This window comes from Cellulomonas sp. URHE0023 (genome assembly GCF_000688475.1).
Lineage (GTDB): Bacteria > Actinomycetota > Actinomycetes > Actinomycetales > Cellulomonadaceae > Cellulomonas.
In genome coordinates this window covers 1-23292 of sequence record NZ_JIAN01000012.1, presented here as the reverse complement: position 1 = coordinate 23292, position 23292 = coordinate 1, and the positions used below count along the sequence as shown (strand labels likewise).

Annotated in this window: 28 protein-coding genes; all 28 read right to left on the bottom strand. The window is 71.2% G+C overall.

The genetic code is table 11. The features are described from left to right. Complete coding sequence (fliP, locus tag N553_RS23965; protein WP_034623678.1) at positions 1-732, bottom strand: flagellar type III secretion system pore protein FliP; 732 nt, start codon at positions 730-732, stop codon at positions 1-3. Continuing rightward, entirely contained in the window at positions 732-1466 is a 735-nt protein-coding gene (locus N553_RS0120170) for a flagellar biosynthetic protein FliO (protein WP_028048022.1), read from the bottom strand. Before N553_RS0120170 ends, fliP begins: the two co-directional genes overlap by 1 nt. Further along, positions 1466-2206, bottom strand: coding sequence for a flagellar motor switch protein FliN (gene fliN, locus N553_RS0120165; protein ID WP_051640411.1), 741 nt, complete (start codon positions 2204-2206; stop codon positions 1466-1468). The genes N553_RS0120170 and fliN overlap by 1 nt, the downstream gene beginning before the upstream one ends. Before the next feature lie 5 nt (positions 2207-2211). Next, positions 2212-3162, bottom strand: coding sequence for a flagellar motor switch protein FliM (locus tag N553_RS0120160; RefSeq protein ID WP_028048020.1), 951 nt, complete (start codon positions 3160-3162; stop codon positions 2212-2214). A gap of 176 nt (positions 3163-3338) precedes the next feature. Further along, entirely contained in the window at positions 3339-3863 is a 525-nt protein-coding gene (gene fliL / locus N553_RS0120155; RefSeq protein WP_028048019.1) for a flagellar basal body-associated protein FliL, read from the bottom strand. Positions 3864-3867: 4 nt separating this feature from the next. Then, positions 3868-4776, bottom strand: coding sequence for a flagellar motor protein MotB (locus tag N553_RS0120150; protein WP_028048018.1), 909 nt, complete (start codon positions 4774-4776; stop codon positions 3868-3870). Further along, positions 4773-5543: a motility protein A gene (locus N553_RS0120145; protein WP_028048017.1), complete on the bottom strand. Its 771-nt coding sequence runs from the start codon at positions 5541-5543 to the stop codon at positions 4773-4775. Before N553_RS0120145 ends, N553_RS0120150 begins: the two co-directional genes overlap by 4 nt. Beyond that, the gene (locus N553_RS0120140; RefSeq protein WP_028048016.1) at positions 5543-5890 is read right to left on the bottom strand and encodes a flagellar FlbD family protein; all 348 of its coding nucleotides are present in this window, start codon (positions 5888-5890) and stop codon (positions 5543-5545) included. The genes N553_RS0120145 and N553_RS0120140 overlap by 1 nt, the downstream gene beginning before the upstream one ends. 157 nt (positions 5891-6047) lie before the next feature. Continuing rightward, positions 6048-6632 (bottom strand): D-alanyl-D-alanine carboxypeptidase family protein, encoded by a 585-nt coding sequence (locus N553_RS0120135; RefSeq protein WP_028048015.1) that lies wholly within the window; start codon positions 6630-6632, stop codon positions 6048-6050. A gap of 283 nt (positions 6633-6915) precedes the next feature. Continuing rightward, positions 6916-7401 carry a glutathione peroxidase gene (locus N553_RS0120130; RefSeq protein WP_028048014.1) on the bottom strand — a complete coding sequence of 162 codons (486 nt, stop codon included), beginning with the start codon at positions 7399-7401 and terminating at the stop codon, positions 6916-6918. A gap of 100 nt (positions 7402-7501) precedes the next feature. Further along, a complete protein-coding gene (locus N553_RS0120125) occupies positions 7502-8692 on the bottom strand; it encodes a flagellar hook protein FlgE (RefSeq protein ID WP_028048013.1) in 1191 nt (396 codons plus the stop codon). 25 nt (positions 8693-8717) lie between these two features. Continuing rightward, a complete protein-coding gene (locus N553_RS0120120; RefSeq protein WP_028048012.1) occupies positions 8718-9167 on the bottom strand; it encodes a flagellar hook assembly protein FlgD in 450 nt (149 codons plus the stop codon). Positions 9168-9199: 32 nt separating this feature from the next. Next, positions 9200-10558, bottom strand: coding sequence for a flagellar hook-length control protein FliK (locus N553_RS0120115; protein WP_028048011.1), 1359 nt, complete (start codon positions 10556-10558; stop codon positions 9200-9202). Further along, positions 10555-11223 (bottom strand): C40 family peptidase, encoded by a 669-nt coding sequence (locus tag N553_RS23960; RefSeq protein ID WP_051640408.1) that lies wholly within the window; start codon positions 11221-11223, stop codon positions 10555-10557. Before N553_RS23960 ends, N553_RS0120115 begins: the two co-directional genes overlap by 4 nt. Next, complete coding sequence (gene fliJ, locus N553_RS23955; RefSeq protein WP_034623672.1) at positions 11223-11651, bottom strand: flagellar export protein FliJ; 429 nt, start codon at positions 11649-11651, stop codon at positions 11223-11225. Before fliJ ends, N553_RS23960 begins: the two co-directional genes overlap by 1 nt. Next, complete coding sequence (locus N553_RS0120100; protein ID WP_034623697.1) at positions 11648-12961, bottom strand: FliI/YscN family ATPase; 1314 nt, start codon at positions 12959-12961, stop codon at positions 11648-11650. Before N553_RS0120100 ends, fliJ begins: the two co-directional genes overlap by 4 nt. An 11-nt stretch (positions 12962-12972) precedes the next feature. Then, positions 12973-13686 (bottom strand): FliH/SctL family protein, encoded by a 714-nt coding sequence (locus N553_RS23950; RefSeq protein ID WP_197030145.1) that lies wholly within the window; start codon positions 13684-13686, stop codon positions 12973-12975. Continuing rightward, entirely contained in the window at positions 13679-14680 is a 1002-nt protein-coding gene (fliG, locus tag N553_RS0120090) for a flagellar motor switch protein FliG (RefSeq protein WP_156043933.1), read from the bottom strand. Before fliG ends, N553_RS23950 begins: the two co-directional genes overlap by 8 nt. After that, the gene (gene fliF, locus N553_RS0120085) at positions 14677-16278 is read right to left on the bottom strand and encodes a flagellar basal-body MS-ring/collar protein FliF (RefSeq protein WP_028048009.1); all 1602 of its coding nucleotides are present in this window, start codon (positions 16276-16278) and stop codon (positions 14677-14679) included. Before fliF ends, fliG begins: the two co-directional genes overlap by 4 nt. Next, positions 16278-16586: a flagellar hook-basal body complex protein FliE gene (locus tag N553_RS0120080; protein ID WP_028048008.1), complete on the bottom strand. Its 309-nt coding sequence runs from the start codon at positions 16584-16586 to the stop codon at positions 16278-16280. Before N553_RS0120080 ends, fliF begins: the two co-directional genes overlap by 1 nt. Beyond that, positions 16586-16984: a flagellar basal body rod protein FlgC gene (gene flgC, locus N553_RS0120075; RefSeq protein ID WP_028048007.1), complete on the bottom strand. Its 399-nt coding sequence runs from the start codon at positions 16982-16984 to the stop codon at positions 16586-16588. Before flgC ends, N553_RS0120080 begins: the two co-directional genes overlap by 1 nt. Beyond that, entirely contained in the window at positions 16984-17325 is a 342-nt protein-coding gene (gene flgB, locus N553_RS0120070) for a flagellar basal body rod protein FlgB (protein WP_028048006.1), read from the bottom strand. Before flgB ends, flgC begins: the two co-directional genes overlap by 1 nt. A gap of 235 nt (positions 17326-17560) precedes the next feature. Then, complete coding sequence (locus N553_RS0120065) at positions 17561-19093, bottom strand: glycosyltransferase family 2 protein (protein WP_028048005.1); 1533 nt, start codon at positions 19091-19093, stop codon at positions 17561-17563. A 4-nt stretch (positions 19094-19097) separates the two neighbouring features. Next, positions 19098-20633, bottom strand: a complete 1536-nt coding sequence (locus tag N553_RS0120060) for a glycosyltransferase family 2 protein (RefSeq protein WP_028048004.1) — start codon at positions 20631-20633, stop codon at positions 19098-19100. Between the two features lie 175 nt (positions 20634-20808). Continuing rightward, the gene (locus tag N553_RS23945) at positions 20809-21126 is read right to left on the bottom strand and encodes a hypothetical protein (protein ID WP_051640409.1); all 318 of its coding nucleotides are present in this window, start codon (positions 21124-21126) and stop codon (positions 20809-20811) included. 43 nt (positions 21127-21169) lie between these two features. Continuing rightward, positions 21170-21616, bottom strand: a complete 447-nt coding sequence (gene fliS / locus N553_RS0120050; RefSeq protein ID WP_028048003.1) for a flagellar export chaperone FliS — start codon at positions 21614-21616, stop codon at positions 21170-21172. 39 nt (positions 21617-21655) lie between these two features. Further along, a complete protein-coding gene (gene fliD / locus N553_RS0120045) occupies positions 21656-23005 on the bottom strand; it encodes a flagellar filament capping protein FliD (RefSeq protein ID WP_028048002.1) in 1350 nt (449 codons plus the stop codon). A gap of 146 nt (positions 23006-23151) precedes the next feature. After that, the coding region (locus N553_RS24870) for a flagellin (protein WP_255347034.1) at positions 23152-23292 on the bottom strand (141 nt) is incomplete at its 5' end.

Below are 23292 nucleotides of genomic sequence, written 5' to 3'. Positions count from 1 at the left end.
TCAACCACTCCCTGTGTAGGAGCCGACGAGGGAGGTGATGATCAGCCCCCAGCCGTCGACGAGCACGAACAGCAAGAGCTTGAAGGGCAGCGCGATCATCACCGGCGGCAGCATCATCATGCCCATCGACATCAACGACGCCGAGACGACGAGGTCGATCACGAGGAACGGGATGAAGATGACGAAGCCCATGATGAACGCGGACCGCAGCTCGGAGATCAGGAACGCGGGCACGAGGGTGGTGAACGGGACGTCCGCCTCGCTCGAGGGGTTCTCCTGGTCCGCCGCGCGGGTCATCAGCGCCAGGTCCTGCTCACGCGTGTGCGAGAGCATGAACTTCTCGAGCGGTTCCTTGCCGATGTCGACGGCCTGCGTGAACGTCAGCTGACCGTTCACGTAGGGCTGGACCCCGACGTCGTTCACCTCTGAGATGACCGGCGCCATGATGAACAGGCTCAGGAACAGCGCGAGGCCGGCGAGCACCTGGTTGGGCGGCACGCCCTGCAGCCCGAGCGCGTTCCGGGTGAACGACAGGACGACGAAGATCTTGGTGAAGCTCGTGGTCATCAGCAGGACCGCCGGCACGACCGACAGGAGCGTGACCGCGAGCAGGATGACGATCGAGTTGCTGGGCGCACCGTTCACGCCGTTGACGGCCACCGTGACGGTGTCGGCAACGCCTGGGGGCACGGCTGGGGTCGGCACCAAGGGTGCCGTGGGGTCGAAGAACATCAGCGGCGGACCGTCCGATCCTGGAGCGACTTGACCGCCTGGCGCCACGTGTCGGGCGCCAAGATCGAGCCGGCGAGCGCGGCGTTCTTGACGTCCGCGGGGACAAGGTCGGGCAGCAGTGCGGCCGCGGCGGGTGCGACGGCCTCCACGCGTGCGGCGGACGGGACCGGTGCGGACGGCTCGACGGTCACAGCCGATGCAGATCCGGACGCAGACGGTGCCACGTACTCGGAGGTGGGCCAGTCGGCCTGGTCGAGCCGGTCGAGCGGGCTCGCGTCCAGCTCCTTGCGTGCGACGGGCGCCGCGACAGGAGCAGCCACCGGGGTGGGCGACGCGGGCGTGGTCGCCTTGCGACGCTGGGTGGGCAGCAGCCCCCCGACAGCGTTCTTGGCGGCACGACCGATCAGCACCCAGGCTGTCGAGGTGGGCTCGGTCGCGTCCGTGGACACGGCGGCCTTCGGGGCCGGCGGTTCCTCGTACACGGCCCCGAGCTCGGTGAGCATGGAGACCTGCGCCTCGCCGTAGCCGATGAGCAGACGACGCTCACCGACGGCCAGGACGGCCACGCCGGCGTGCTTGCCCATCGACTGGCGGCCGACGACCTTGAGGCCCGGCTCGCGCGACGCCTTGTGCTGAGATCCGCCGTTGCCGAACCGGCGACCGATGTACCAGATCAGGCCGACCACGCAGGTCAGCGCCAGCAGGAGACGAAGCACGAAGGTCGCAGTCAGCATCAGGCGCCGGACTCCGTGCCGGACACGATCTCGGTGACCTTGATGCCGTACGCCTCGTCGACGACGACGACCTCGCCGCGAGCGATGAGGCGACCGTTGACCATGACGTCGGCGGGGCTCCCAGCGGTGCGGTCCAGCTCGAGGACGGCGCCGGGGGTGAGGTCGAGGAGCTGGCGCACGGGCAGCCGCGTGCGACCGATCTCCGCGGTCAGGGTCATCTCGACGTCGTAGAGCATCCGCATGTTCGCGCGGGGCGTGTGCACCGAGCTCGCGGCGGGCGAGGCAGCGGCCTTGGTCTCCCGGACCCGGAGCGCGAACCAGGCGGTGGCGTCGCCACCCTGCTCGAGCGCGACCACGTGGGTGTCCGGGGCGACGACCTGCTCGACGGGCTCGAGGCGTGCGGCCTCGAGGACACCGGCGCCGAGGACCGCGGCTGCGGCCTCCATGGCGGGGCGCAGGGCGTCGCTCAGCTCGATCGTGTTGCCGGCCGCGGCGCTGGCCTCCAGCGCGTCGGCGATGACACCGTCGGCCACCAGCACGATCTCGGCGCTGGGAGACCCGACGAACGACGCGACCAGCGCGGTCGACCCGGCAGGGATGTCGTCGTGGTGGGCGGGGACGGCGACGAGCGGCACCGTTGCGGGCACCAGCGCAGCGGCGGCGGCGGCCGCGGCGAGCGCGGTCTCGGCCGCGTCGATGTCCGCGGCGGTGCGCGCGGTGGGGATGGTGGCGCTGTTCATGCTGTTCACGACTGGTTCTCCTCGACGGTGACGACTCGGCAGGCAAGACGGGACCCGTGGCTGCCGGCGGCGGCCCGGGCGAGAACGACACCGTCGACCACCACGTCCAGCAGCTCGGTCGACGGGTGGGACAGCGGCAGCACGTCGCCGACCGCAAGATCGATGACGTCGCGGGGGTGCACGACGACGGGTGCGAACCGGACGGCGAGCTCGACGGGCACGTCCTGCATCGCCCGCTCGAGCTCGGCGGCGGTGATGGCGGCGGCGGCGGCCTCGTCCTCGGAGCGCGCGACGGGGCCGTCAGCGGCCTTCAGCTGCGCGAGCATCACGTCGGCGGGAACCATCAGCGTGAGGGCGTCCTCGCGCTCACCGACGCGGAGCGTGAACGAGGCGACGATCATCGCGTCGGTGGCACCGGCGGCCTGCACGAACTGGGGGTTGTACTGCAGGCCCCCGACGGTCAGTGGCAGCTTGGCGATGCCGGCGAACGCGTACTCGAGGTCCTTGAGCGAGAGGACGAAGAGGTCCTTGACGAGCGCCTGCTCGATCTCGGTGAGCTCGCGGCCCTCGCGGTCGTCGCCACGGCCGTTGCCCCCGAAGAGGTAGTCGATCCACACGAGCATCGCCTGCACCGGAAGCTGGAGCAGCGCGGTCTGGCGGGTGTGGCTGACGGTGCACACGGCGAGCGCGGTCGGCGACGGCAGGAGGCTGATGTACTCGTCGTAGGTGCGCAGCGCGACCCCGTCGAGCGTCAGGTAGGTCATCGCCCGCAGGCGTGCGGTGAGCTGGTTGCCCACCTGCCGGCCGAAGCGCTCGAAGGCCATCTCGAGGTGGCGCGCGTGGTCGCGCTGGAGCGTCATGGGTCGGCGGAAGTCGTACAGCTCTGGCTCGGCCGCGCGCCCACGGCGCTGCGTCGGCACGGAGGTGCGCGAGGAAAGGGTGTCAGTAACCGTCACGATGCAACTCATCGGCAGGTGCACCGGGGTTGTGAGGAACTGAGTGCAGATCCGTTCAACTCACCCGGAAAGTGCTCTCCGCACCGACCCGTCGTGGGTCAGAGGTTCAGCTGCGGAGCGGTGTGGCGCCCTCCATGGCGCCCCGATTCGCCGGCGTGCGCCGGCCCGCTGTGCCCCTACTGGGTCACGTAGTTCGTCAGATAGACGTCCATGACCTTTCCGTCGTAGGCGGTGCCCAGCGCAGCGAGGAGCTGAGCCTTCAGCGCGTCACGGGTGGCCGGGTCGGTGACCTCGGCGACCGTGTGGCCGGAGAACTGGGCGATCGCGAGGTCGAGCGCCTCTGCCGTGTCGGGCACCTCCTCGGAGGTGACCTCCTTGGTGAGCTGCAGGCCCAGGCCGAGGCGCAGGTAGTGCCCCTCGGCGAGGTTCAGGCTGACGGGCTCGATGGTGATGACGGCACCCTTCTCCGGTGCAGGCTCAGCCTCGGGCGCGCCGCCCTTGCTCAGGAAGAAGTACCCGCCGCCGCCACCGACGGCCAGCACGGTCGCCAGGCCGATGATCAGGAGCTTCTTCTTCGGCTTCTTGACCTTGGTCGCCTTCGGCGACTCGGCCTCGGCCTCGCGCGACGCGCTGGCGCCGCCGCCGATCTTGTTGCCGCCGCCGATCTTGGAACCGGAAACGACTCGCTGTTCGATAGGCATGGCCTTATCCCTTCGCCGTCAGAGCGGGCAGGAGGGCGCGCACGGACTCGGGCGCGCTGGAGAGGATGACGATGTCGACGCGACGGTTCGCCGCGAGAGCATCAGGGCTGTCGCCCGGGACGAGAGGTCGGGTGTCGCCGTAGCCGACGGCCATGATGCGGGGGCCCGGGATCCCGTCCGCCTCGACCAGGTGCCGCAGCACCTGGGTCGCGCGGTCGGAGGAGAGCTCCCAGTTCGTGGCGTACCGGCCGGACGAGGGAATGATGTTGGCGTGGCCCTCGATCGAGATGTGCTCGTTCAGGCCCACCACGAGCGGCGCCGCGACGTCCAGGACGCGGAGGGCCGCCGGAGTCATGTCGGCACTGCCCTGTGCGAAGAACACGTCGTTGGCCACCATCCCGAGGGTCAGGCCGCGCTCGTCGATGCGGTAGCGCACGGCGTTGCCGAGCCCGTTGCTGGTGAGCGACGCCTCGATCTGTGCCCTGAGCTCCTCGAGGTGCGCGGCCTCGGCCTGTGCGGCAGCGAGGACCGCGGGGTCGATGCCCGGCGTCGACTCGACCGTCTGGGCGACGGTCGGGTCTGCCGCCTGCTCGCCCAGCCCCTGGTCGGCGTTCACCATGCCGGCGGTTCCGGACGCAGGCGTGCTGTTCTCCTGCGAGCTCGTACCGTCGAGGTTGCCGGCCGTGCCGTCGAGGATCGAGTTCGACGTCGTGGTGTCCTGGAAGCCCGCGGACAGGCTGTCGCGCAGGGCGATGTACTTCTCCTGGTCCACCTGGCTGATCGCGAAGAGCACGATGAACAGCGCCATGAGGACCGTGATCATGTCCGCGTAGCTCACGAGCCAGCGCTCGTGGTTGACGTGCTCCTCCTCGTGGACCTTGCGACGGCCCTTCGTGGAGGCGTGCCCGCTCATGCGGCCTTCGCCTTGCCTTCAGGCTCCGGCGGCAGCAGGCTGCGCAGGCGCTCGCCGACGAGTCGGGGGTTCGCCCCGGCCTGCACGGCGACCAGGCCCTCGATGGAGACCTCCATCGCGGCGCACTCCAGGTCGGAGATGCGTCGGATGCGCGCCGACAGCGGCAGCCACACGACGTTGGCGGAGAGGATGCCCCACAGGGTCGCGACGAACGCGCCGGCGATCGAGTGGCCGAGCTCGGCCGGCTCGGAGAGGTTCTCGAGCACGTGCACGAGCGAGATGACCGTGCCGATGATGCCGATGGTCGGCGCGTAGCCGCCCATGTCGGCGAAGTACTTGGCGTGCATCCGGTCGATCGTGCGCTTGGTCGAGATCTTGTCCTCGAGGATCGTGCGCAGGTCCTCGGGGTCGGTGCCGTCGATCGCGGCCTGCAGCCCGCCACGCAGGAACGGGTCGTCGATCGTGCGGGTCGCGTCCTCGAGAGCAAGCAGGCCCTCGCGGCGTGCCCGGTCGGCAAGGCCGACCACGGTCTCGACCGTCGCCGAGGCGTCGGGCCGCTTGCTGCGCAAGGCACCCGGGAGCGCCTTGAACGAGGAGATGACGTCCTTGATGGTGTGCCCGGCGATGCCGACGCCGATGGTGCCGACCCAGACCAGCAGCAGCGGGCCGGGGATCATGATCGACAGCGGGTCGCCGCCTTCGAGGAACATCGCCCCGAAGATCGCTGCGAACGCGATGGCGAGGCCGATAAGGGTTGCGGGATCCATCACACGCTCCGGGGTCGGAAGGGAACGGCCGGTGCGAGCGGCTTGTCGTCAGTGTCTGTGGAGCGCCCACGGTCGAACCGCGGCGGTGCCGCGGGCTCGTCGTCGTCGGCGTCGTCGAGGTCCGGCACCAGCTCGATGCGGGGCTGCGACTGGATCTCCTGGGCGCGCGACAGGATGGTCGCGCGGTGGTCGTTGATCCGAGTGATGACCTCGGACATCGGCTCGGCAACGATGTACTTGGTTCCGTCGATCAGCGTCAGGATCGCGTCCGGAGCACTGTCGATGCGCTGGATGAGGTCAGGGTTGACCCCGAACTCACCTCCGCCGAGGCGCGTGACAACAATCATGGCTTTACCCGTCCCTGGTCACCGTGCTGCGGCCGGTTGGCCGCGGGGCCCATCCGTGGGCCCGTACGTCTCATTGATCGGCCGGCGGGTCGCGGACCTGAGCAGTTGCACGGGTCAACCGTCGTCGAGGACGGCACGCGTGGCGTCATGGCCGGGCTCACGGGCGGAACGCCCAGTGCCAGGACTCGCGGGGGGTGTTCTCGACGAACCCGTACTCCCCGCCGTGCGCGCGCATCCAGCTCTGCCCCGCGGCGTCGAGCTTGAGGTCGGCGGCCATGCCCCAGCCGTGCTCGCTGGTGCCGGGCTTCGCGGCGAGGCCGCCCTGGCTGTACAGGCCCTTGCGCTCGGCGACGTCCACCTGGGCGTCGTAGGAGCGGTAGGAGTCGGTGATGCCGATCTGCACGCCGTCCTTGGCTGCCGCAGACATCAGCTGCTCGAGCTTCTGCGCAGCAGGGGCCCAGAGCTTCGCCTTGGTGCCACCGACGTTCTGCAGGGCGGAGTCGGGGATCTGTCCGTTGCCGTAGCGGGCGAGCTCGACGGGTACGCCGTCGGCGTTCAGCTGGCCGGTGCCTGCGCTGGCGGCGGCGCCGGAGGTCTTGGCGACCTCGTCGGCGAGCGCGGTCGCGAACGTCGAGGCGGAGGTGCTCGTGGCGGCCGGTGCGGCGATCACACTGGTCTGCGCCGGAAGCACGAGCGCCTGGATCTGCGCGATCCGTGCGGAGATCCCTGCAATCCCGTCCATCGATGTCCTCTCGAAGCCGTGCCCTGCGCGGCCGAGAACAACCTGAGGAACGCGATGTCGTCAGGGTGTTTCTGGACCACCTCTCCCCTGGTCCATCGGCCGGTTCAGGCCGATATGGAGGACTTCTGGGCAGCGGGCAGCGGCGTCGGCGTCCAGCGACGACGTCTGGTGGGAGTCCACGACGGGGACGGGGACCCGAGCTCCCGGTCGGGGGGTCGAGAACGACCGCGAGGCTCGGCTCACGGCACGGTGGCGGCGCCGTGCCGCCCCGGTGCCGGCGTGCTCAGACTGCCGGCAGCGAGCGCTGGATGAGGTCCACGATCTCCGGGGCGTCCGGCTCGGTCTTCGGGCTGAACCGGTGGACGGAGCCGTCCGGCGTGATGACGAACTTCTCGAAGTTCCAGGTGATCCGCCCGACCTTGCCCGACGCGTCCGGCGTCGTGGTCAGCTCCTTGTACAGCGGGTGCGCGGACCGGCCGTTGACCTTGACCTTCTCGAACATCGGGAACGAGACGCCCCAGGTCATCGAGCAGTACTCGGCGATGGCCTCGTCCGACCCGAGCTCCTGCAGGAACTGGTTGCTGGGGAAGCCGAGGACCGTGAAGCCGCGGTCACCGTAGGTCTTCTGGAGCTGCTCGAGCTTCTCGTACTGCGGCGCCAGGCCGCACCGCGACGCGACGTTCACGACGAGCCTCACCTTGTCGGCATACGCACCGAACGTGGTCGGCGTGCCCTGCAGGGTGGTCAGCGGGATCTCGTCAAGGTGCATGCCCCGGTCAACGAGCTGCCGGCCACACGCATTCCCTGCCCGTGGACGCACGAACGGCCCGGCCCCCGTGTCGTGCAGGGGCCGGGCCGTGCGGGAGGCGTCAGCGCTTGAGGTTGACGAGCTCCTGCAGCACCTCGTCCGAGGTGGTGATGACGCGGGAGTTCGCCTGGAAGCCGCGCTGGGCGACGATCAGGTTGGTGAACTCGCTCGACAGGTCCACGTTCGACATCTCGAGCGCGCCGCCGGCCAGCGAGCCGCGGCCGCCGGTGCCGGCCGCGCCGACCTGCGGGTCACCCGAGTTGACGGACGTGCGGAACAGCGAGCCGCCCGCCTTCTCCAGGCCCGAGGGGTTGGTGAACGAGCCGAGCGCCAGACGACCGATGGTCTGCTTGAGGCCGTTGCTGAACGCGCCCGTGATCGTGCCGTCGGCGCCGAGGGCGAACGACTGCAGCGTGCCGGCGGACTGACCGTCCTGCGTGGCGGCACGGACGGTGTCCAGGCCGGAGAAGCCGGTGAGCCCGGCGAGGTCGACCGTCACGCCTCCGACGGCGATCGACTTCGCGCTGGTGAGCGTGCCAGCCGTATCGAAGGTCACCGCCGCGCCCTTCACGTCGTTCAACGGGTCGCCGTCGGTGGCGTCCAGCGTCCAGTCCCCGCCGCCCTTGCTGGTGAACGTCAGTGCCAGCGTGCGGGCGGTGCCGGTCGAGTCGAACAGGTCGATCGTGCGCTCCAGGGTCGTCCCGGCGGGCGCGGCACTGTCGAGGTTCCCCGCGTAGGTCGCCGAGCTCGAGGCGATCGGCGCCATGATCGTGCCGGAGGGCACCTTGAGGTCGGACAGCGGGCCGTTGGTGTCGATGTTGCCGTACTTGTCGGCGGCCCAGCCCTGGACGAGCGCACCCTCACCCGGGAGCACCATCTGGCCGGTCGCGTCGAAGTCGAACGACCCGGCACGCGTGTAGAACGCGTCGTTGCCCTTGCGGACCATGAAGAACCCGTCGCCCTGGATCATCATGTCGGTGCTGCGACCGGTGATCTGCGACGCGCCCTGCGTGAAGTTGGTGGTGATGCCCGCGACGCGCACGCCCAGGCCGACCTGCGCGGGGTTGGTGCCACCGGTGCCCTGCTGGGCGCCGCCCGCGTTCGACAGGACCTGAGAGAGGGTGTCCTGGAACTGCGTCTGCGAGGACTTGAAGCCCGTGGTGTTGACGTTGGCGATGTTGTTGCCGGTGACGTCGAGCATGGTCTGGTGGCTGCGAAGACCGCTGATGCCGGAGAAGAGTGAACGAAGCATGGTGAGTTCCCTTCGGGGGGGTGGGTCAGGCAGGAAGAAGAGCGGGGGCGTTGACGGAGGAGGTGGCGACGGAGGAGACGGCGTCGAGCGCGATCTCCTGGTCGCCGACCTTGACGGTGGGCACGGGGCCCGCGTAGGAGACGCTCGCGACGTTGCCGGTGCGGTCGGCACCCGCGTCGTCGGTCCAGGTGACCTGCTGCCCCACGAGGGAGGCGGCGGCCATGCGCATCTGCAGCGCGAACGACTCGCGCTGCGTGTCGGAGAGCTCGACGAGCTTCTCCATGGTCGTCATCTGGGTGGTCTGCGCCATCATCGCGGACGTGTCCATCGGGCTGGACGGGTCCTGGTTGCGCAGCTGGGCGATCATCAGCTTCATGAAGGCGTCCTTGTCGAGGGCGCTGCTGTCCTTGTTGGCGGCCGCGGCTGCCTTCGTCTCGGCGCTGACGCCGAACGACGTGCTGATCGGGGTGGTCATGGTTCCTCCGTACTGGTGGGGGTGGCCGGGCCTCAGAGGTCGAGGTCGAGGCTCCGGTCGCCCGTGACGCGGGCGGGGGTCGGTGTGATGGTCTCGGTGGCGGGCACAGCCGACGCGCCCGAGGACGAGCCTCCGCGGGGGCCGCGGTTGCCCGAGCCCTCGAAGGAGCCCGCCAGGCCGTTGCTCGAGCCGCGCGCGTCGGGCCGGCTGTCGGAGCCGACGTCGACCGTGAGCCCGTTGGCCGCGAGGTCCTTGCGCAGGTCCGCGAGCGCACCCTTGAGCGCCTCGCGGGACGCGTCGGTCGAGCCGACGAGCTCGACCCGGACCGACGTCTCGCTGATGTGCGCGACGATCCGGACCGGTCCGAGGTTCTCGGGGTCGACCGGGACCGTGAGGATGTGCCGTCCCTGGCTCAGTCCCCCGGGCCCTGTCAGCGCGGTCAGTCGCGCGCCGAGCTGCTGGGCGAGCGGCGGCGCGGTGGGTGCGTTCGGGGTTGCGGGGGCCTGGGCCGGTGCCGCGGCCTGTGCCGGTGCCGGAGCAGCCGGAGCGGTGACCACGGGCAGCGCGATCGGCGTGACCGTCGGTGCCGGTGCCTGGGCACCGGTCACGTCGGCGGGGACAGGGGCCTGCGACGACGAGATGGCGACCCGGGCGTCGGCCGGAGCGGCCGCGGCTGAGGTCGTGGCGCCGGCGACGGCGGTCTGGGCCGTCTGTGCCGGAGCGTGACCGGTCGGTGCCTGCGGCGCGGCCGGCTCCGCGGTCTGTGCGGCGGCGGTGCCCGGGGTGACGACCGCGCTCGCGGTCGACGCGGTGGCGGGCGCCTGGGTGGGCGCCGTGCCGGTCGCCGGGACGGGCGTCGCGACGGCGGTGGGTGCGGCGTCCGGCTCCGCTGCGGTCGCGGTCTGGACGGGTGCCTGCTCGGCGGCAGCCGCGAGCGACGCGGCGACCGTGGCGGTCATCGTCGTCAGCGGTGCGGCCGGCGTGCTCGCCGGTGCGGCAGCCGAAGCGTCCGTCGTGGATGCGCCGGCGTCGTCCGTGGCCGCGGCGACGTCCTGCGTGTCCGAGGTGTCGTCGATCGGACCCGTGCCGGTTGCGGCGGCCTTGTCGACGGGCTTCGCGTCCGGCGTGTCGGACGGGCTGGTGGACGCCGGGCGCGCCTTGTCGGCAGCTCGGGCAACGGACCGGTCCGCGTCGCGCACGGCGTTCCGCTGTGCTGCGGCGTCGCGGCCGTGGGGGTCGGCGGCGGGGCGGGCGTGGGAGCGCACCGGGCTGCGGTCGTGGGTGGAGACCTGCTGCAGCACCTGGGCGAAGTCGCCCGCCGACGCCGAGGAGGAGCGCACGGAGCTCGTGCGAGCGCCGGCCCCGACGAGGGCCACGCCGACGGCGGTCATGCGGCCACCCCGCTGGCGGACGAGCCCATCGACATCATGGCCTCGAGTGCGGCGCGCTGTGCGCTCGCGGTGACGGTGGCTGCGCTGGGGGCAGGGGCCGCCACGGGGGCGGTCTCCTGCGGCAGGACGCGCCGGATCGCCGTGGGCGTCTCGTACACGTCGCGGACGGACACGTGGCCGCCCGGCTTGGGTGCGTCGATCATCTTGCCGTCTCCTACGTAGATGGCGATGTGGCTGCCGCCGTCGAAGACCAGGAGGTCTCCGGGCAGCGCCTGGTCGAGGGAGGGCACCGCGGTGCCCAGGGTCATCTGCTCGCGCGCGGTGCGCGGGATGCCGGTCACGCCGATGTCGGCGAGCGAGAGCTGCACCAGCCCGGAGCAGTCGAGACCGCCCTCGGAGAGGGACTCCCCGCCCCAGACGTACGGCGTGCCCGTGTACTTCTCGGCGGCCGCGATCAGCGACTGGCCCGTCGGGCCGGTCGTCGCCGTGGTGGGGGCTCCGGTGCTCGACAGGCCGAGTGCGGCGAGGGCGTCGGTGAACGACGCGCTCGACGTGGCGGCCGACGTCGACACGGTCGACGCGGTCGGCGTCGCGACCCTCTGCGGCGCCACGAGCTGACGCAGCTCCCCGATGCGGGCCTGGACGGCCGCGATCCCGTCGACCATCAGCCCTCCCCTGCCTGCGATGCACGGCGTCCGGCGATCTCGTCGAGGACCTTCTGCTCGGCGCGGGTCTCCTCGAGGCGCTCGGCCTCGTCGTGGCGCTCCTCGAGACGCTCGAGCGTGCGCACCTGCTGGCGCGCCTCGCTCCAGGCCTCGGTGCGCTCGTCGGTGACCGTCTCGGCGACGCTGACGTCGCGGCGGTGCTCGATGAGCAGCGACCCGAGCGCGGACCTGCTCGCGACGGAAGCCTGGAAGGCGAGCAGGCCGGTGCCGCTGGGCATCGTCGCACCGCTCAGGCGCTCCGCGGTCTCGAGGGCGCGCTGCTCGGCGCGGACCTGGTCCCGACGAGCCAGTGCCAGCTCGGAAGCGGCCCGGTCCTCGGACATGGTGCGCAGTCGCAGCAGGCCTGCGAGGGGGAAGGCGCGGCTCATGAGAGGTCTCCCAACGCGTCGACGAGGGCACCGAGGTGCGCCCACGACTGGGCGGTGGCAGCGGACTCGTCCATGCCCTGCTGCAGGAACGCGTCGATCGCCCTGCCGTGCGTGACGGCTGCGTCGACCAGCGGGTTGGAGCCGGCGACGTAGGCGCCGACGTCGATCAGGTCCTGCGCCTGGCGGCGCGCGGCCATGACCGACCGCAGTCGGGTCGCGGCCTGGCGCTGCTCGGGCGTCGTCACACGCGAGGCGACGCGGCTGATGGAGCCCAGCGCGTCGACGGACGGGAAGTGGCCGGCCACCGCGAGGCGGCGGTCGAGCACGACGTGACCGTCGAGGATCGAGCGCGCGGCGTCGGCGATCGGCTCGTTGTGGTCGTCGCCGTCCACGAGGACGGTGTACAGCCCCGTGACCGAGCCGGTGGGTCCCGTGCCGGCGCGCTCGAGCAGCTGGGCGAGCAGCGTGAAGGTGCTCGGCGGGTAGCCGCGGGTCGCGGGCGGCTCGCCGACGGACAGGCCGATCTCACGCTGGGCCATGGCCACGCGGGTCAGGGAGTCCATCATCAGGACGGCGTGCGCGCCGCCGTCGCGCAGGTGCTCCGCGATGCGGGTCGCGACGAACGCCGAGCGCAGCCGGACGAGCGGGGGCTCGTCGGAGGTGGCGACGACGACGACGCTGCGCGCCAGCCCCTCGGGGCCCAGGTCGTCCTCGAGGAACTCGCGGACCTCACGCCCACGCTCACCGACGAGGGCGATGACCGACACCTCGGCGTCGGTCCCGCGGGCGATCATGGACAGCAGGCTCGACTTGCCGACGCCGGAACCGGCGAACAGTCCCATGCGCTGGCCGCGGCCGACGGTGACCAGGGTGTCCAGGACGCGCACGCCCAGGTCGAGCGGGGTGTCGACGCGTGCCCGGTCGAGCGGGTGAGGTGCGCGTCCGTCCATGGGGAGCCAGGCGTCGGCGGCCAGCGGGCCCTTGCCGTCGATCGGGCGGCCGAGGCCGTCGATGACACGGCCGAGCAGCCCGTTGCCGACGGGGACCTGGAGCGAGCGGCCCAGCGGGCGGGCGGCCATCCCGGCGCGCAGCCCCTGGGTGCGTCCCAGCGGCATGCACCGGACCGTGTCGTCGGACGTCGCGACGACCTCGGCGAGCACGTCGTCCGCGCCGTCGCCGATGCGCACGAGCTCACCGAGCGCAGCGCCGGTGCCGGCGACCTCGATCGAGAGGCCGACGACCGCACGGACGGTACCGACGACCTCGGGCGCGACCGCCGCGAGGGCGTCGTTCCAGCGGTTGCGCACCATCAGGTCGGCGGTCACTCGGACACCCCCGCGAGGGCGGCCTGCGCACGGTCGAACGCGAGGCTGATGCGTCCGTCCAGGAAGCCGTCGGCGTGCGCGGCGAGCGCGTCGCCGGGTGCCAACGACGGGTCGGCGACCAGTCGGACACCCTCGGGCAGGTCGAGCACGCCGACGCTCTGGACGGTGTCCAGGTCGCGCGGGCTGAGGTGGATGGTGACGGAGTCGGTCGCGCGGGGCCGGTTCAGCACCCGGGCCAGGGCCGCGCGGGCGGACTGCTCGTTGTCCAGGAGCTCGACGGCGAGCACGGCGCGCGCCAGCTCGAGAGCCTCGGCGTGCAGGTGCTGCTCGGAGTCGGCCAGGACGGGGGCGGTGCGCGACGACGCGGCCTGGGCGGCCTGCGCCAGCACGTCGAGCGCCCGACCCAGGAGTGCACCGGCCGTCGCGTCCTGCGCGGCACGCTCCGCGGCGATCCGTGAGGTCTCGAGCTCGGCGAGGGCGGCAGCCTCGCGGGCGCCTGCGGCGAACCCGGCGGCGAAGCCGGCCGCCTCGGCGGCGTCGCGGACGCCGTCAGGCAGCTCGGCGGCCTTCAGCCCGGACGGCTGGAACGACTGCACGCTGGAGGCGCCCAGGGTTGCGGGACGCTGCGTGGGGGCTCCACCGAACCCGCCCGGCACGAAGCCGGCGGGTGCACGGGTCGTCGCCAGGTCGGCGACCAGACCGTCACGCAACGTACTCGTCCTCACCGTCGCGGCGCAGCACGATCTGACCGGACTCCTCGAGCCGGCGGATCGCCTGGACGATGCCTGCACGTGCGTCCTCGACCTGCGAGAGCCGCACCGGGCCGAGCAGCTCGATCTCCTCGACGAGGTTCTCGCGGGCACGCTCAGACAGGTTGCGCAGCACGGTGTCGCGGACCTGGTCGCTGACGCCCTTGAGCGCCACCGACAGCTCGTTGGTCTCGACACCACGAAGCACTAGCTGCATGGCACGGTCCTCGAGCAGGACGATGTCACCGAAGACGAACATCCGGCTGCGGACCTCTTCGGCCAGCGCCTCGTCGCGGCTCTCCAGACCCTCGAGGATCATCTTCTCGGTGGTCGGGTCGGCACGGTTGATGATCTCGACGAGCGGGGCCACGCCGCCGACCGGAGCCAGCTCACGCGGGGCCAGGACGGTCGACGCCTTGCGCTGCAGCGAGTCCGCGATCAGTGCGACGACGTCCGGCGAGGCGCGCTCCATGAGCGCGATACGGTGCGCGACGTCACCCTGCAGGCTCGGCTCGAGGCCGGCCAGGATGGCGGACGCGTGCTCAGGGCGCAGGTGCGCGAGGACGAGCGCGATCGCCTGCGGGTGCTCGCTGTTCAGCAGCGAGAGCACCTGGCGGGGGTCCGCCTGCTGCAGGAACTCGAACGGCTGACCCGCCATGCTGGTCTGCAGGCGCTCCATCATGAGCGCGGCCTGCTCGCCACCGAGGGACGACGTGAGCAGGTGCTGGGCCATGAGCATCCCGCCGCCCACGCCCGGGCCGATGACCGACGCCGCGTAGAACTCCTCGAGCACGTCGTCGGCCTGCGCCTGGTCGACACGCTCGAGACGCATGATCTCGCCGGTCAGCTCTTCGATCTCGGTCACGTCGAACTGGGCCATGACCTTGGCGGCGCGCTCCTTGCCCAGCTGCAGGAGGAGCATCGCGGCCTTCTGGGTACCCGTCAGAGTGCTCATCGGTGTGCCCCGTCGGTCAGCCATCCGCGCAGCAGGTCGGCGATCTCCTCAGGCTGGTCCTCGGCCAGCGCACCGATCTCGGCACGCTTGACCGCGATCGGGTCCGGCGTGAGCGGCTGCGGTGCGACCGGCAGCTCCGGGAACGCGTCCATGTCGGCACCCTCGAGCGCCAGCGTGTCGGCCCCGTTCATGACGGACAGCTCGCCCAGGTCGAGCGACGTGCGACGGGCCTTGCGGTTCGACCGGCGTGCGAAGGCGAAGACGATGAGCCCGATGACCGCGGCGAGGACGATTCCTCCGCCGATCGCACCCTTCTCGACCAGCTGGTTCTGCGCCTCGGCCTTCGCGGCTGCGTCTGCCTTGGCCAGCGCGTCCTGCGCCTCCTGTGCCTGCGTGGTGTCGAAGGCCATGGACTGGACCTCGACGGTGTCCCCACGCGTCGTGTCGATGCCGGCCGCGGCCGCCACCATCGCCTGCAGGTTGGTCATGTCGATGCCTGCGGCTGCGCCCGCGTCGACCGCGACGGCGACCGACTGGCGCTCGACGGCACCCGGGGCGGCCGTGGTGACCTCGGTGGACTTGTTCACCGAGTTCTGGACGTCCTCGGTGGTCGACTTGTAGTCGCCCGTGCCGGTGTCGCCGCCGGGGACCGCGATGTTGTCCGGGCCGAGCACCCCGGTCGCGCCGCCGGCGCCCCCGCTGTACTCCTCGGTCTTCGTGGACGACGCCAGCGGCGGGGTGTTCGGAGTAGACGAGAACTCTTCCTTGGTGATCGAGGTCTCGTCGTAGTTGAGCTTGGCGTTGACGGTGACCGCCGCGTTGCCCGGGCCGACGACGCGGTCGAGCAGGCTCTGCACCGCGGTGGTCACCCGGGACTCGTAGTCGGTCGTCTGCTTGTCGGCGATGCCGGACCCGGTGGCGCCGGCGCCGACCGTGGACAGCACCTGGCCGGTCGAGTCGATGACGGCGACGTCGGTGGGGACCATGTCTGGGATCCCCGCGGAGACGAGGTGCACGATCGACTGCACCTGGTCGGCGTCGAGGGCGGCACCACGGGTGGTCCGCACGAACACCGAGGCGGTCGGGTCGGCCTTCTTGTCGACGAAGACGGTGTCCTCGGGGACCGCGAGCTTGACGGTCGCGGTCTCGACGCCGTCGATGGCGCCGATCGTCTTGGCCAGCTCACCCTCGAGGGCACGCTGGTAGGTCTTCTGCTGCTGGAACTCCGACGCGGTCATCGGCATGTCGTCGAGCAGCGAGTAGCCGCCGCCGTCCGCGTTGGTCGGGAGTCCGGCCGCGGCGAGCTTGATGCGCTCGCCGTACAGCTTGTCCGCGGGGACGAGCACCGTGGAGCCGCCGTCGGCGAGCTCGTACGTCACGCCGTCGGCCGTGAGCTGGTCGACGACCGCGCTCGCGTCCTCGCCGGACAGGCTCGTGAACAGCGGGCTCAGCGTGGGCTTGCTCAGCGTGCTGCTGAGGAAGACGGCGCCGAGCACCAGGACGGCGATGCCGATGATGCCGAGCGTGCGCTGTGCCACCGAGAACTGCTTGACGGCACCTGTGAGGCGGTCGAGGACCGCCTGGAGCTGCGCGGGCATCAGGCCTGCATCCGCATGATCTCGTTGAACGCCTCGACGGCCTTGTTGCGCAGCGTCGCGGTCAGCTCGAGCGCACTCGAGGACTCGGCGGCGGCGATCGTGTAGTCGTGCACGTCGGTGAGGTCACCCGTGACGGCCTTGACCGCGAGGTCGTCGGTGGTCGCCTGCATCTGCTGCAGGTTCTCGACGCCGCTCAGGATGTTCGCGAAGCCGGCACCCGAGGTTGCGTCCGGGGCGGCGGTCTGTGCGATCGACTGCGTCGGGGCGACGGACGTGACACCGCTGATCGCGGCGATGGGCATGGTCATCAGTTGCGTCCGATCTGGAGGGCTGCCTGATAGGTCTCCTTGGCGCGGTCCACCACGGCGGCGTTCGCCTGGTAGCCACGCTGGGCCATGATCAGCTGGGTCATCTGGCTGGACATGTCGATGTCGGGGTAGCGCACGTAACCGTCTTCGTCGGCGAGCGGGTGGTCGGGCTCGTACACGAGCCGCCCCTCGGCGCTGCCCTCGAGGACCCCGCCGACCTGGACGCCGCCGTCGCCGGAGGTCATCTCCTGGGCGATCACGTACTTCTGCTGGAACGCCGACTCGCTCGTCGCGCGGACGGTGTTGACGTTGGCCAGGTTGTCGCTGACCGCGTCGAGCCACTTGCGGTGCACGGTGAGGCCGGAGCTCGCGATGCCGATCGCGCCGAAGATGGTCATCAGTTGGTCCTCATCGCGGTGCGCAGGTTGCTGAACTCGTGCGACATCGCCTGCGACGCCAGCTGGTAGCGGAGGTTCGTGTCGACGTTCAGGAGCGTCTCCTCGTCGAGGTTGACGTTGTTCCCGTCCAGGCGGGTGGGCTCCAGGGAGCGGCCGACGTGCGCGCTGACCGCGCCGCTGCCGTGGCCCACAGCCTTGGAGAGAGCGTCCTCGAAGGACACCTTCTTGGCGTGGTAGCCGGGGGTCTGGATGTTCGCGACGTTGTCAGCGATGACGCGCTGGCGCATGGCCAGGCCGTCGAGCGCGCTCTGGAGCGCGACCGAGCTCACGGAATCGAACATGCGAAGGATCCACCTCACGACGAAGAAAGAACGTGCGTGTCGGCCGATCCGTGGCCTGCTGCGTGAGCGATCCGTGCTCAGACCTGCCCATCGGCAGGAGTCGGGGGGTCATGAGGAAAACCAGCGAGGAATGTCCTGCATCCGTTGCGACGAGGGGCGGCGGTGCTCCCTCGGCCGGCGCGCGCCTGGCGTCTTGGCAGGTCCGCGCCGGTGCCTGGTCGACTCCGACCGGCGGTTACGCCGCCGGTGAGACGAGTCCTGGCGCGACGACGTCCAGGGCCGCGAGCAGCTCCGGCTCGTCCTCGGCGGGCACGACCGCCAGGGCGGACTGCAGCCCGTGCAGGGCCCGCTCGTCCCCGAACAGGTCCCAGCCCAGGGCACCGGCCAGCGCACGGGGCCTCGGCTCGGCCGTCTCGTCGGTGGCGATCGCCACGACCGGGCACAGCTCGGCCGCACCCAGCCGACGCAGCATGAGCGACCACTCGGTCGCGTCCTCCAGCGTCAGGTACGGGCCGAGCTGGGCGGCGGAGACCGGTGCGGCGAGGTCGTCCGGGCGCATCTGAGCCATCACGCGCAGGAACTGGAGCGACTCGGGCGCTGCTGCCTCCAGCACGCACCGCGCGGCCCAGTCCACCCAGTCGTGGTCCGTGACGCTGCCCAGGACCGTCCGCACACCGTCCGGGCCCAGGCACGCCATCAGTCGGACCGGGCTCCAGGCGGGGACGCCGTGGGCGACGGCGGCGAGCGCCACCTGCAGGGCACGGTCTCGCGCGCCTGCCTGCGCGTGGGCCCAGACCTCGCAGTCCACGAGCTCCGTACGGTCGAAGCGCTGGCCGAAGTCGTCGACGGACGTCGTCGGGATGTGGTCGAGGGCGTCCAGCGCGCCGCGTGCATCGCCCCGGGCGACCATCGCGCGCACGCGCGCCGCCCACGGCAGCGCGGAGCCCGCTGCGGCACGGCGCCAGACCTCGAGCCAGTGGTCCTCCAGGTCCCGGTCCCCGAGCAAGGAGGCGGCCGAGGCGACGCACTTGGCGAGCACCGCCATGACCACCGGTGCCGCGAACCCGCCGTCTTCGACGCGGCGTGCGAGCGTGACCGCCTCGTCGAGGTGCCGGGCGAGGACCAGCGAGCACACCAGGTCGACCTGACATCCCGCGACGACACCCGCGTCCTTGCCGGCCGCGACCGCCGCGTCCAGCCCGGCCCGTGCGATCTCGACATTGCGCTGACGCTTCTGCTTGCGCTCCATGACGTCGTCGGTGTACCCGGAGTGCCACACGATGACGTCGTCGAGCGCTGCGACGCTCGAGGCACCGGCGAGGGGCATGACCTGCTCGTGCAGGGCGCCGACGTACTCGTGCGTCTCGCGCTCGAAGATGCGGATCGACGGCGCGACCGCGTCCTCACCGCTCAGACCGATGTCCCGGACCTGGACGATGTACCGCTGGGCGCCGTGCCGGCCGATGTGCTGGTGCAGGGCCACCGGGTCGGCGTCGAGGACCTCGTCGGCATCGAGGATGAGGACCCACTGCGAGGTGGCGTGTGTCAGCGCACGGTTGCGGGCTGCCCCGAAGTCGGCGTCCCAGAAGCCCTCGACGACCGTGGTCGCGAGGCGGCGGGCGATCTCGAGCGTGCCGTCGGTCGAGCCCGTGTCGTACACGACGACCTCGTCGCACCACTGCACGGACTCCAGGCACGCCTCCAGCACCGCCTCCTCGTCCTTGACGATCAGGACGGCCGAGACGGTCGGCTGCGTGCTCGGAGCCACGGGGTCAGGCCGCCGAGGAGACGAGACCCGGCGCGACGATGTCCAGGGCGACGAGCAGCTCCGGCTCGTCCTCGGCCGACACGAGCGCCAGGGCGGCCTGCAGGCCTTCCAGGGCCCGCTCCTCCTGGAACACGTCCCAGGCCAGAGCGCCCGCCAAGGCACGCGGCCTCGGCTCAGCCGTCTCGTCGGTGGCGATGGCCACGAGCGGGCACAGCTCGGGCGCACCCAGCCGGCGGAGCATGACCGACCACTCGGTCGCCTCCTCGAGCGTCAGCCGCTTGCCGAGCTGCGCGGCCGAGTACGGTGCCGCCAGGCTGTCCGGGCGCACCTGTGCCATCACGCGCAGGAACTCGAGCGCCTCGGGCTCAGCCGCCTCCACCACGCACCGCAGCGCCCACCCGGACCAGTCGGCGTCCTTGACGCCGCCCAGGACCGTCCGCACCCCGTCCGGGCCCACGAACCTCATGAGCCGGACCGGGCTCCAGGCCGGAACACCCTTGGCGACAGCCTCGAGCGCGACCCGCACGGCACGGCGCTTCGCCCCGACCTGCGCGTGCGCCCAGACCTCCGAGTCCACGAGCGTGCTGCGGTCGAAGCGCTGGCCGAAGTCGTCGACGGACGTGGTCGGAATGTGGTCGAGAGCGTCGAGCGCGCCCTGCGCGTCCCCCCGGGTGACCATCGCGCGGACGCGCGCCGCCCACGGCAGTGCCGAGCCCTCGGCGTTGCGCTGCCAGACCTCGAGCCAGTGGTCCTCGAGGTCGCGGTCCTCGAGGAGGCCCGCGGTGCGCGACACGCTGGCGGCCAGCTGCAGCATGACCGCAGGATCGGCGCGTCCCTCGTCGTCGACGCGATGCGCAAGTACGAGCGCCTCCTCGATCTGCTGGTCGAGGAACAGCGAGCGTGCGAGGTCCGCCTGGCATCCGGCGATGAACGCCGCGTCCTTGCCTTCCGCTACGGCCGCGTCCAGCCCGGCCCGTGAGATCTCGACGTTGCGCCGGCGCTTCTGCTTGCGCTCGATGACGGCGTCGGTGTAGCCGGAGTGCCAGAGGGTGACGCCGTCGAGCGCCGCCATGCCCGAGCCGACGCCCGTCAGGGACGCGACCTGCTCGTGCAGGGCGCCGACATACTGGTGCGTCTCGCGTTCGAAGATGCGGATCGACGGCGTGATCGCATCGTCGCTCTTCACGCCGCGCTCCCTGATCTGCACGATGTGTCGTTTGACGCCGCGCCGGCCGATGTGTCGCCGGAGCGTCGCGGGGTCGGCGTCGAGGACCTCGTCTGCGTCGAGGATGAGGACCCACTCGGACGTGGCGTGGGCCAGGGCACGGTTGCGCGCAGCCCCGAAGTCGGCGTCCCAGAAGCCCTCGACGACCGTGGTCGCGAGGCGGCGGGCGATCTCGAGCGTGCCGTCGGTCGAGCCCGTGTCGTACACGACGACCTCGTCGCACCACTGCACGGACTCCAGGCACGCCTCGAGGACGGCCTCCTCGTCCTTGACGATCAGGACGGCCGAAATGGTCACTTCGTTGCTCTGAGCCATCGGGTACTGCTCTCCTCGGTCGTGGAGGCACGCGGGGGTGGCCATTCCGTGGCCCGATGTGGGAGCGATCCGTGCTCAACCGCCCCATCGGCCGGGCGACCGCCCGCTGTAGGGGTTCGCTCGGGTGGTTTCTTGTCTCGTCGCGACGATGCGCCGCGGTCGTGCACCTGGCCTGTCAGGCCTCGTCGTCGAAGTAGACGGCAGACTCCGTGTCCCGCAGGCTCAGGGCGCGGGTGGCCGCCAGCTGGCGGCGGCTCACGACGATGGTCTGGCTGAGGCGGTGGGCGGTCTCGAGCTGTCGGCCCAGCACGGCGCGAGCGCGGACCTCGAGGGAGGCAGGCAGGGGGCCGAGTCCGACAGGGGGGTGCCAGGCGGACGCCAGGGCGACCTCCTCGACCGAGGCCAGGTGTGCGGTGCGCAGCCGCTCGTCGGCGGCGTCGACGTCGAGCTCGAGCGCGTCGAGCGCGTCCGACCAGGCGGCGACCCAGGCCATCTGGGCGTCGCTGGGTCCGGTAACGACCTCGCCCGTGAGCACGTCAGCCCACGCCGAGCAGGCCGGCCGTCATGGCGTCGTCACGCGTGGGCGTGACGCTCGCGACGCTGCTCGCCGCGGAGGTGGCGAGCTGGTCGGCGGCCTCCTGCCAGGCCTGAGCCAGGGGCACGATGAGATCGCGGCAGGCGATGGCCCGGTCCGCGTCGCTCTTGACGCTGGCCTCGACGAGCTCGGTGAGCAGGTACTGGTAGATCGACATGAGCTGCTGCCCACCGTCCCAGGCCTCGACCTGCAGGCTGACCATCAGCTCGGCGACGATCTCCTGGGCGTGCGCGAGGTGCTGGGTGCCGTCGACGCGGTTACCCGCCTGAAGGCACGTGACCGCGCGGTCCACGTCGAGCAGCATGCGGTCGTACAGCATGGTGAGCAGACGCGCGGGACCGACTGTTGCGACCGCGGCGGCCACGTACTGCGAACGGACGTTGTGCATGAGGTGCCCTTTGGTCAGTGGTGGTGGTCAGGGTCTCGGTCAGCCGAGCGAGGCCAGCTGGCCCGCGAGCCAAGAGGACTGCGACTTCAGCCCCGAGAGGGTGACCTCGAGGTTCGAGTAGGTGGCCTGGAGGGACGAACGGCGCAGCTCGAGCCGGGTGTCCCACGAGTCGATCTGGTTGCCCAGGTCCTTCAGGACGTTCTGCTGACCGGTGATCTTGAGCGTCAGCGAGCCGTCGATCGAGTCGCTGGCGTCCTTGCCCACCGCGGCGACGCGTGCCGCGATGCCCGAGATGACGTTCTGCACCTGGGCCGGGTCCTTGTCGAGCGCCGCCGCGAACACCTTCTCGTCGAAGGTGAAGGTGCCGTCTCGTTCGACGGTGATGCCCACCGCCGAGGGAGAGATGCCGTCGATGGGGTAGCCCACCGCACTCGAGATGGACTGCTGCAACCCGCGGACACCGCTGTCGCCGGAGAACATGCCGCCCTTGACCACCGACTTGCCGTCGGCGTCAGTGGTGGTCGTGGTCGCGGTGCGGGAGCTGATCTCCGACAGCACGACACCGAGGGAGCCGACGAGGCCCGAGGCGAGCGAGGTCAGCGCGGCGACGTCGCGGTCGACGGTCAGCGTCACGGGGTCGGTCTCGACCTTGGAGACGGTGAACGACGTGCCGGTCAGGACGTCGGAGAAGGTGTTGGTCTTCGAGGTGGCCTGCTGCGCCGCGCCCGTGCCGGGCCAGAGGGTGACCTTGGCATCCTGCGCGGTCCGTGAGCCCGTGAGGCTGACTGCCTGTGCGGTTCCGGCCGTGACGTCGGCAGCGGTGCCGGCGAAGACCTCGAACGCGGCGGCAGCGCCGGTGTCCTTGCCGGTGAGCTGCAGGCGCGTGCTGCCGCCGACCGTCACGGCGACCGCGGACACACCAGCGGTCGAGCCGGAGATCGCCTTGGCGAGCGCTGAGGCGTCCGCGCCGACGGCAACCTCGGTGAGGGTGCCGTCCTGCTTGCGGATGGTGACGGTCGAGGCACCACCGGTGAGGTCCGAGAGGGTGGCGAACGATCCCGTCAGCGAGATCTGGCTCTGCGCAACCTGGTCGACCGTGAAGCTGAGGGACGTCGCCTGCGCGACGTTCGTGGTGCTCGAGGTGACGGAGGTCGCCGAGCTGGTGGCCTTGGTGGCCCCCCACGAGGTGGCGGTGCTCGCCTTGGTCGCCGCGTCGGTGAGCGACGCGACCTTGGCGTTCAGAGCCTGCAGCGCCGTGACCATCGACGTGGTGCTCGACTGCTTCGACTTGAGCAGGGTCTGCGGAGCGGCCTCGGCCTGCATCAACGAGTTGATGAGCGACGTCGTGTCGAGGCCACTGATCATGCCGTCGATGCCGAGAGAAGCCATGAGCCGTCCGTTCGAGAGTTGCGGTGCTGCGGGTGGTGGCCGGGGATCCGGCCGGGTGGTGAAGCACCGGTGGCGGGCGTCGCGGGGACAGCCCGCCACCGGTGGTCGAGATCCGGTCGGGAGGGTTAGCTCCCTATCCGGTCAGATCACCGCAGGAGCGAGAGAACGCCCTGGGGGATCTGGTTGGCCTGCGCGAGCATCGCCGTGCCGGCCTGCGACAGGATCTGCGAACGCGTGAAGTTGACCATCTCCGAGGCCATGTCGGTGTCGCGGATGCGCGACTCCGA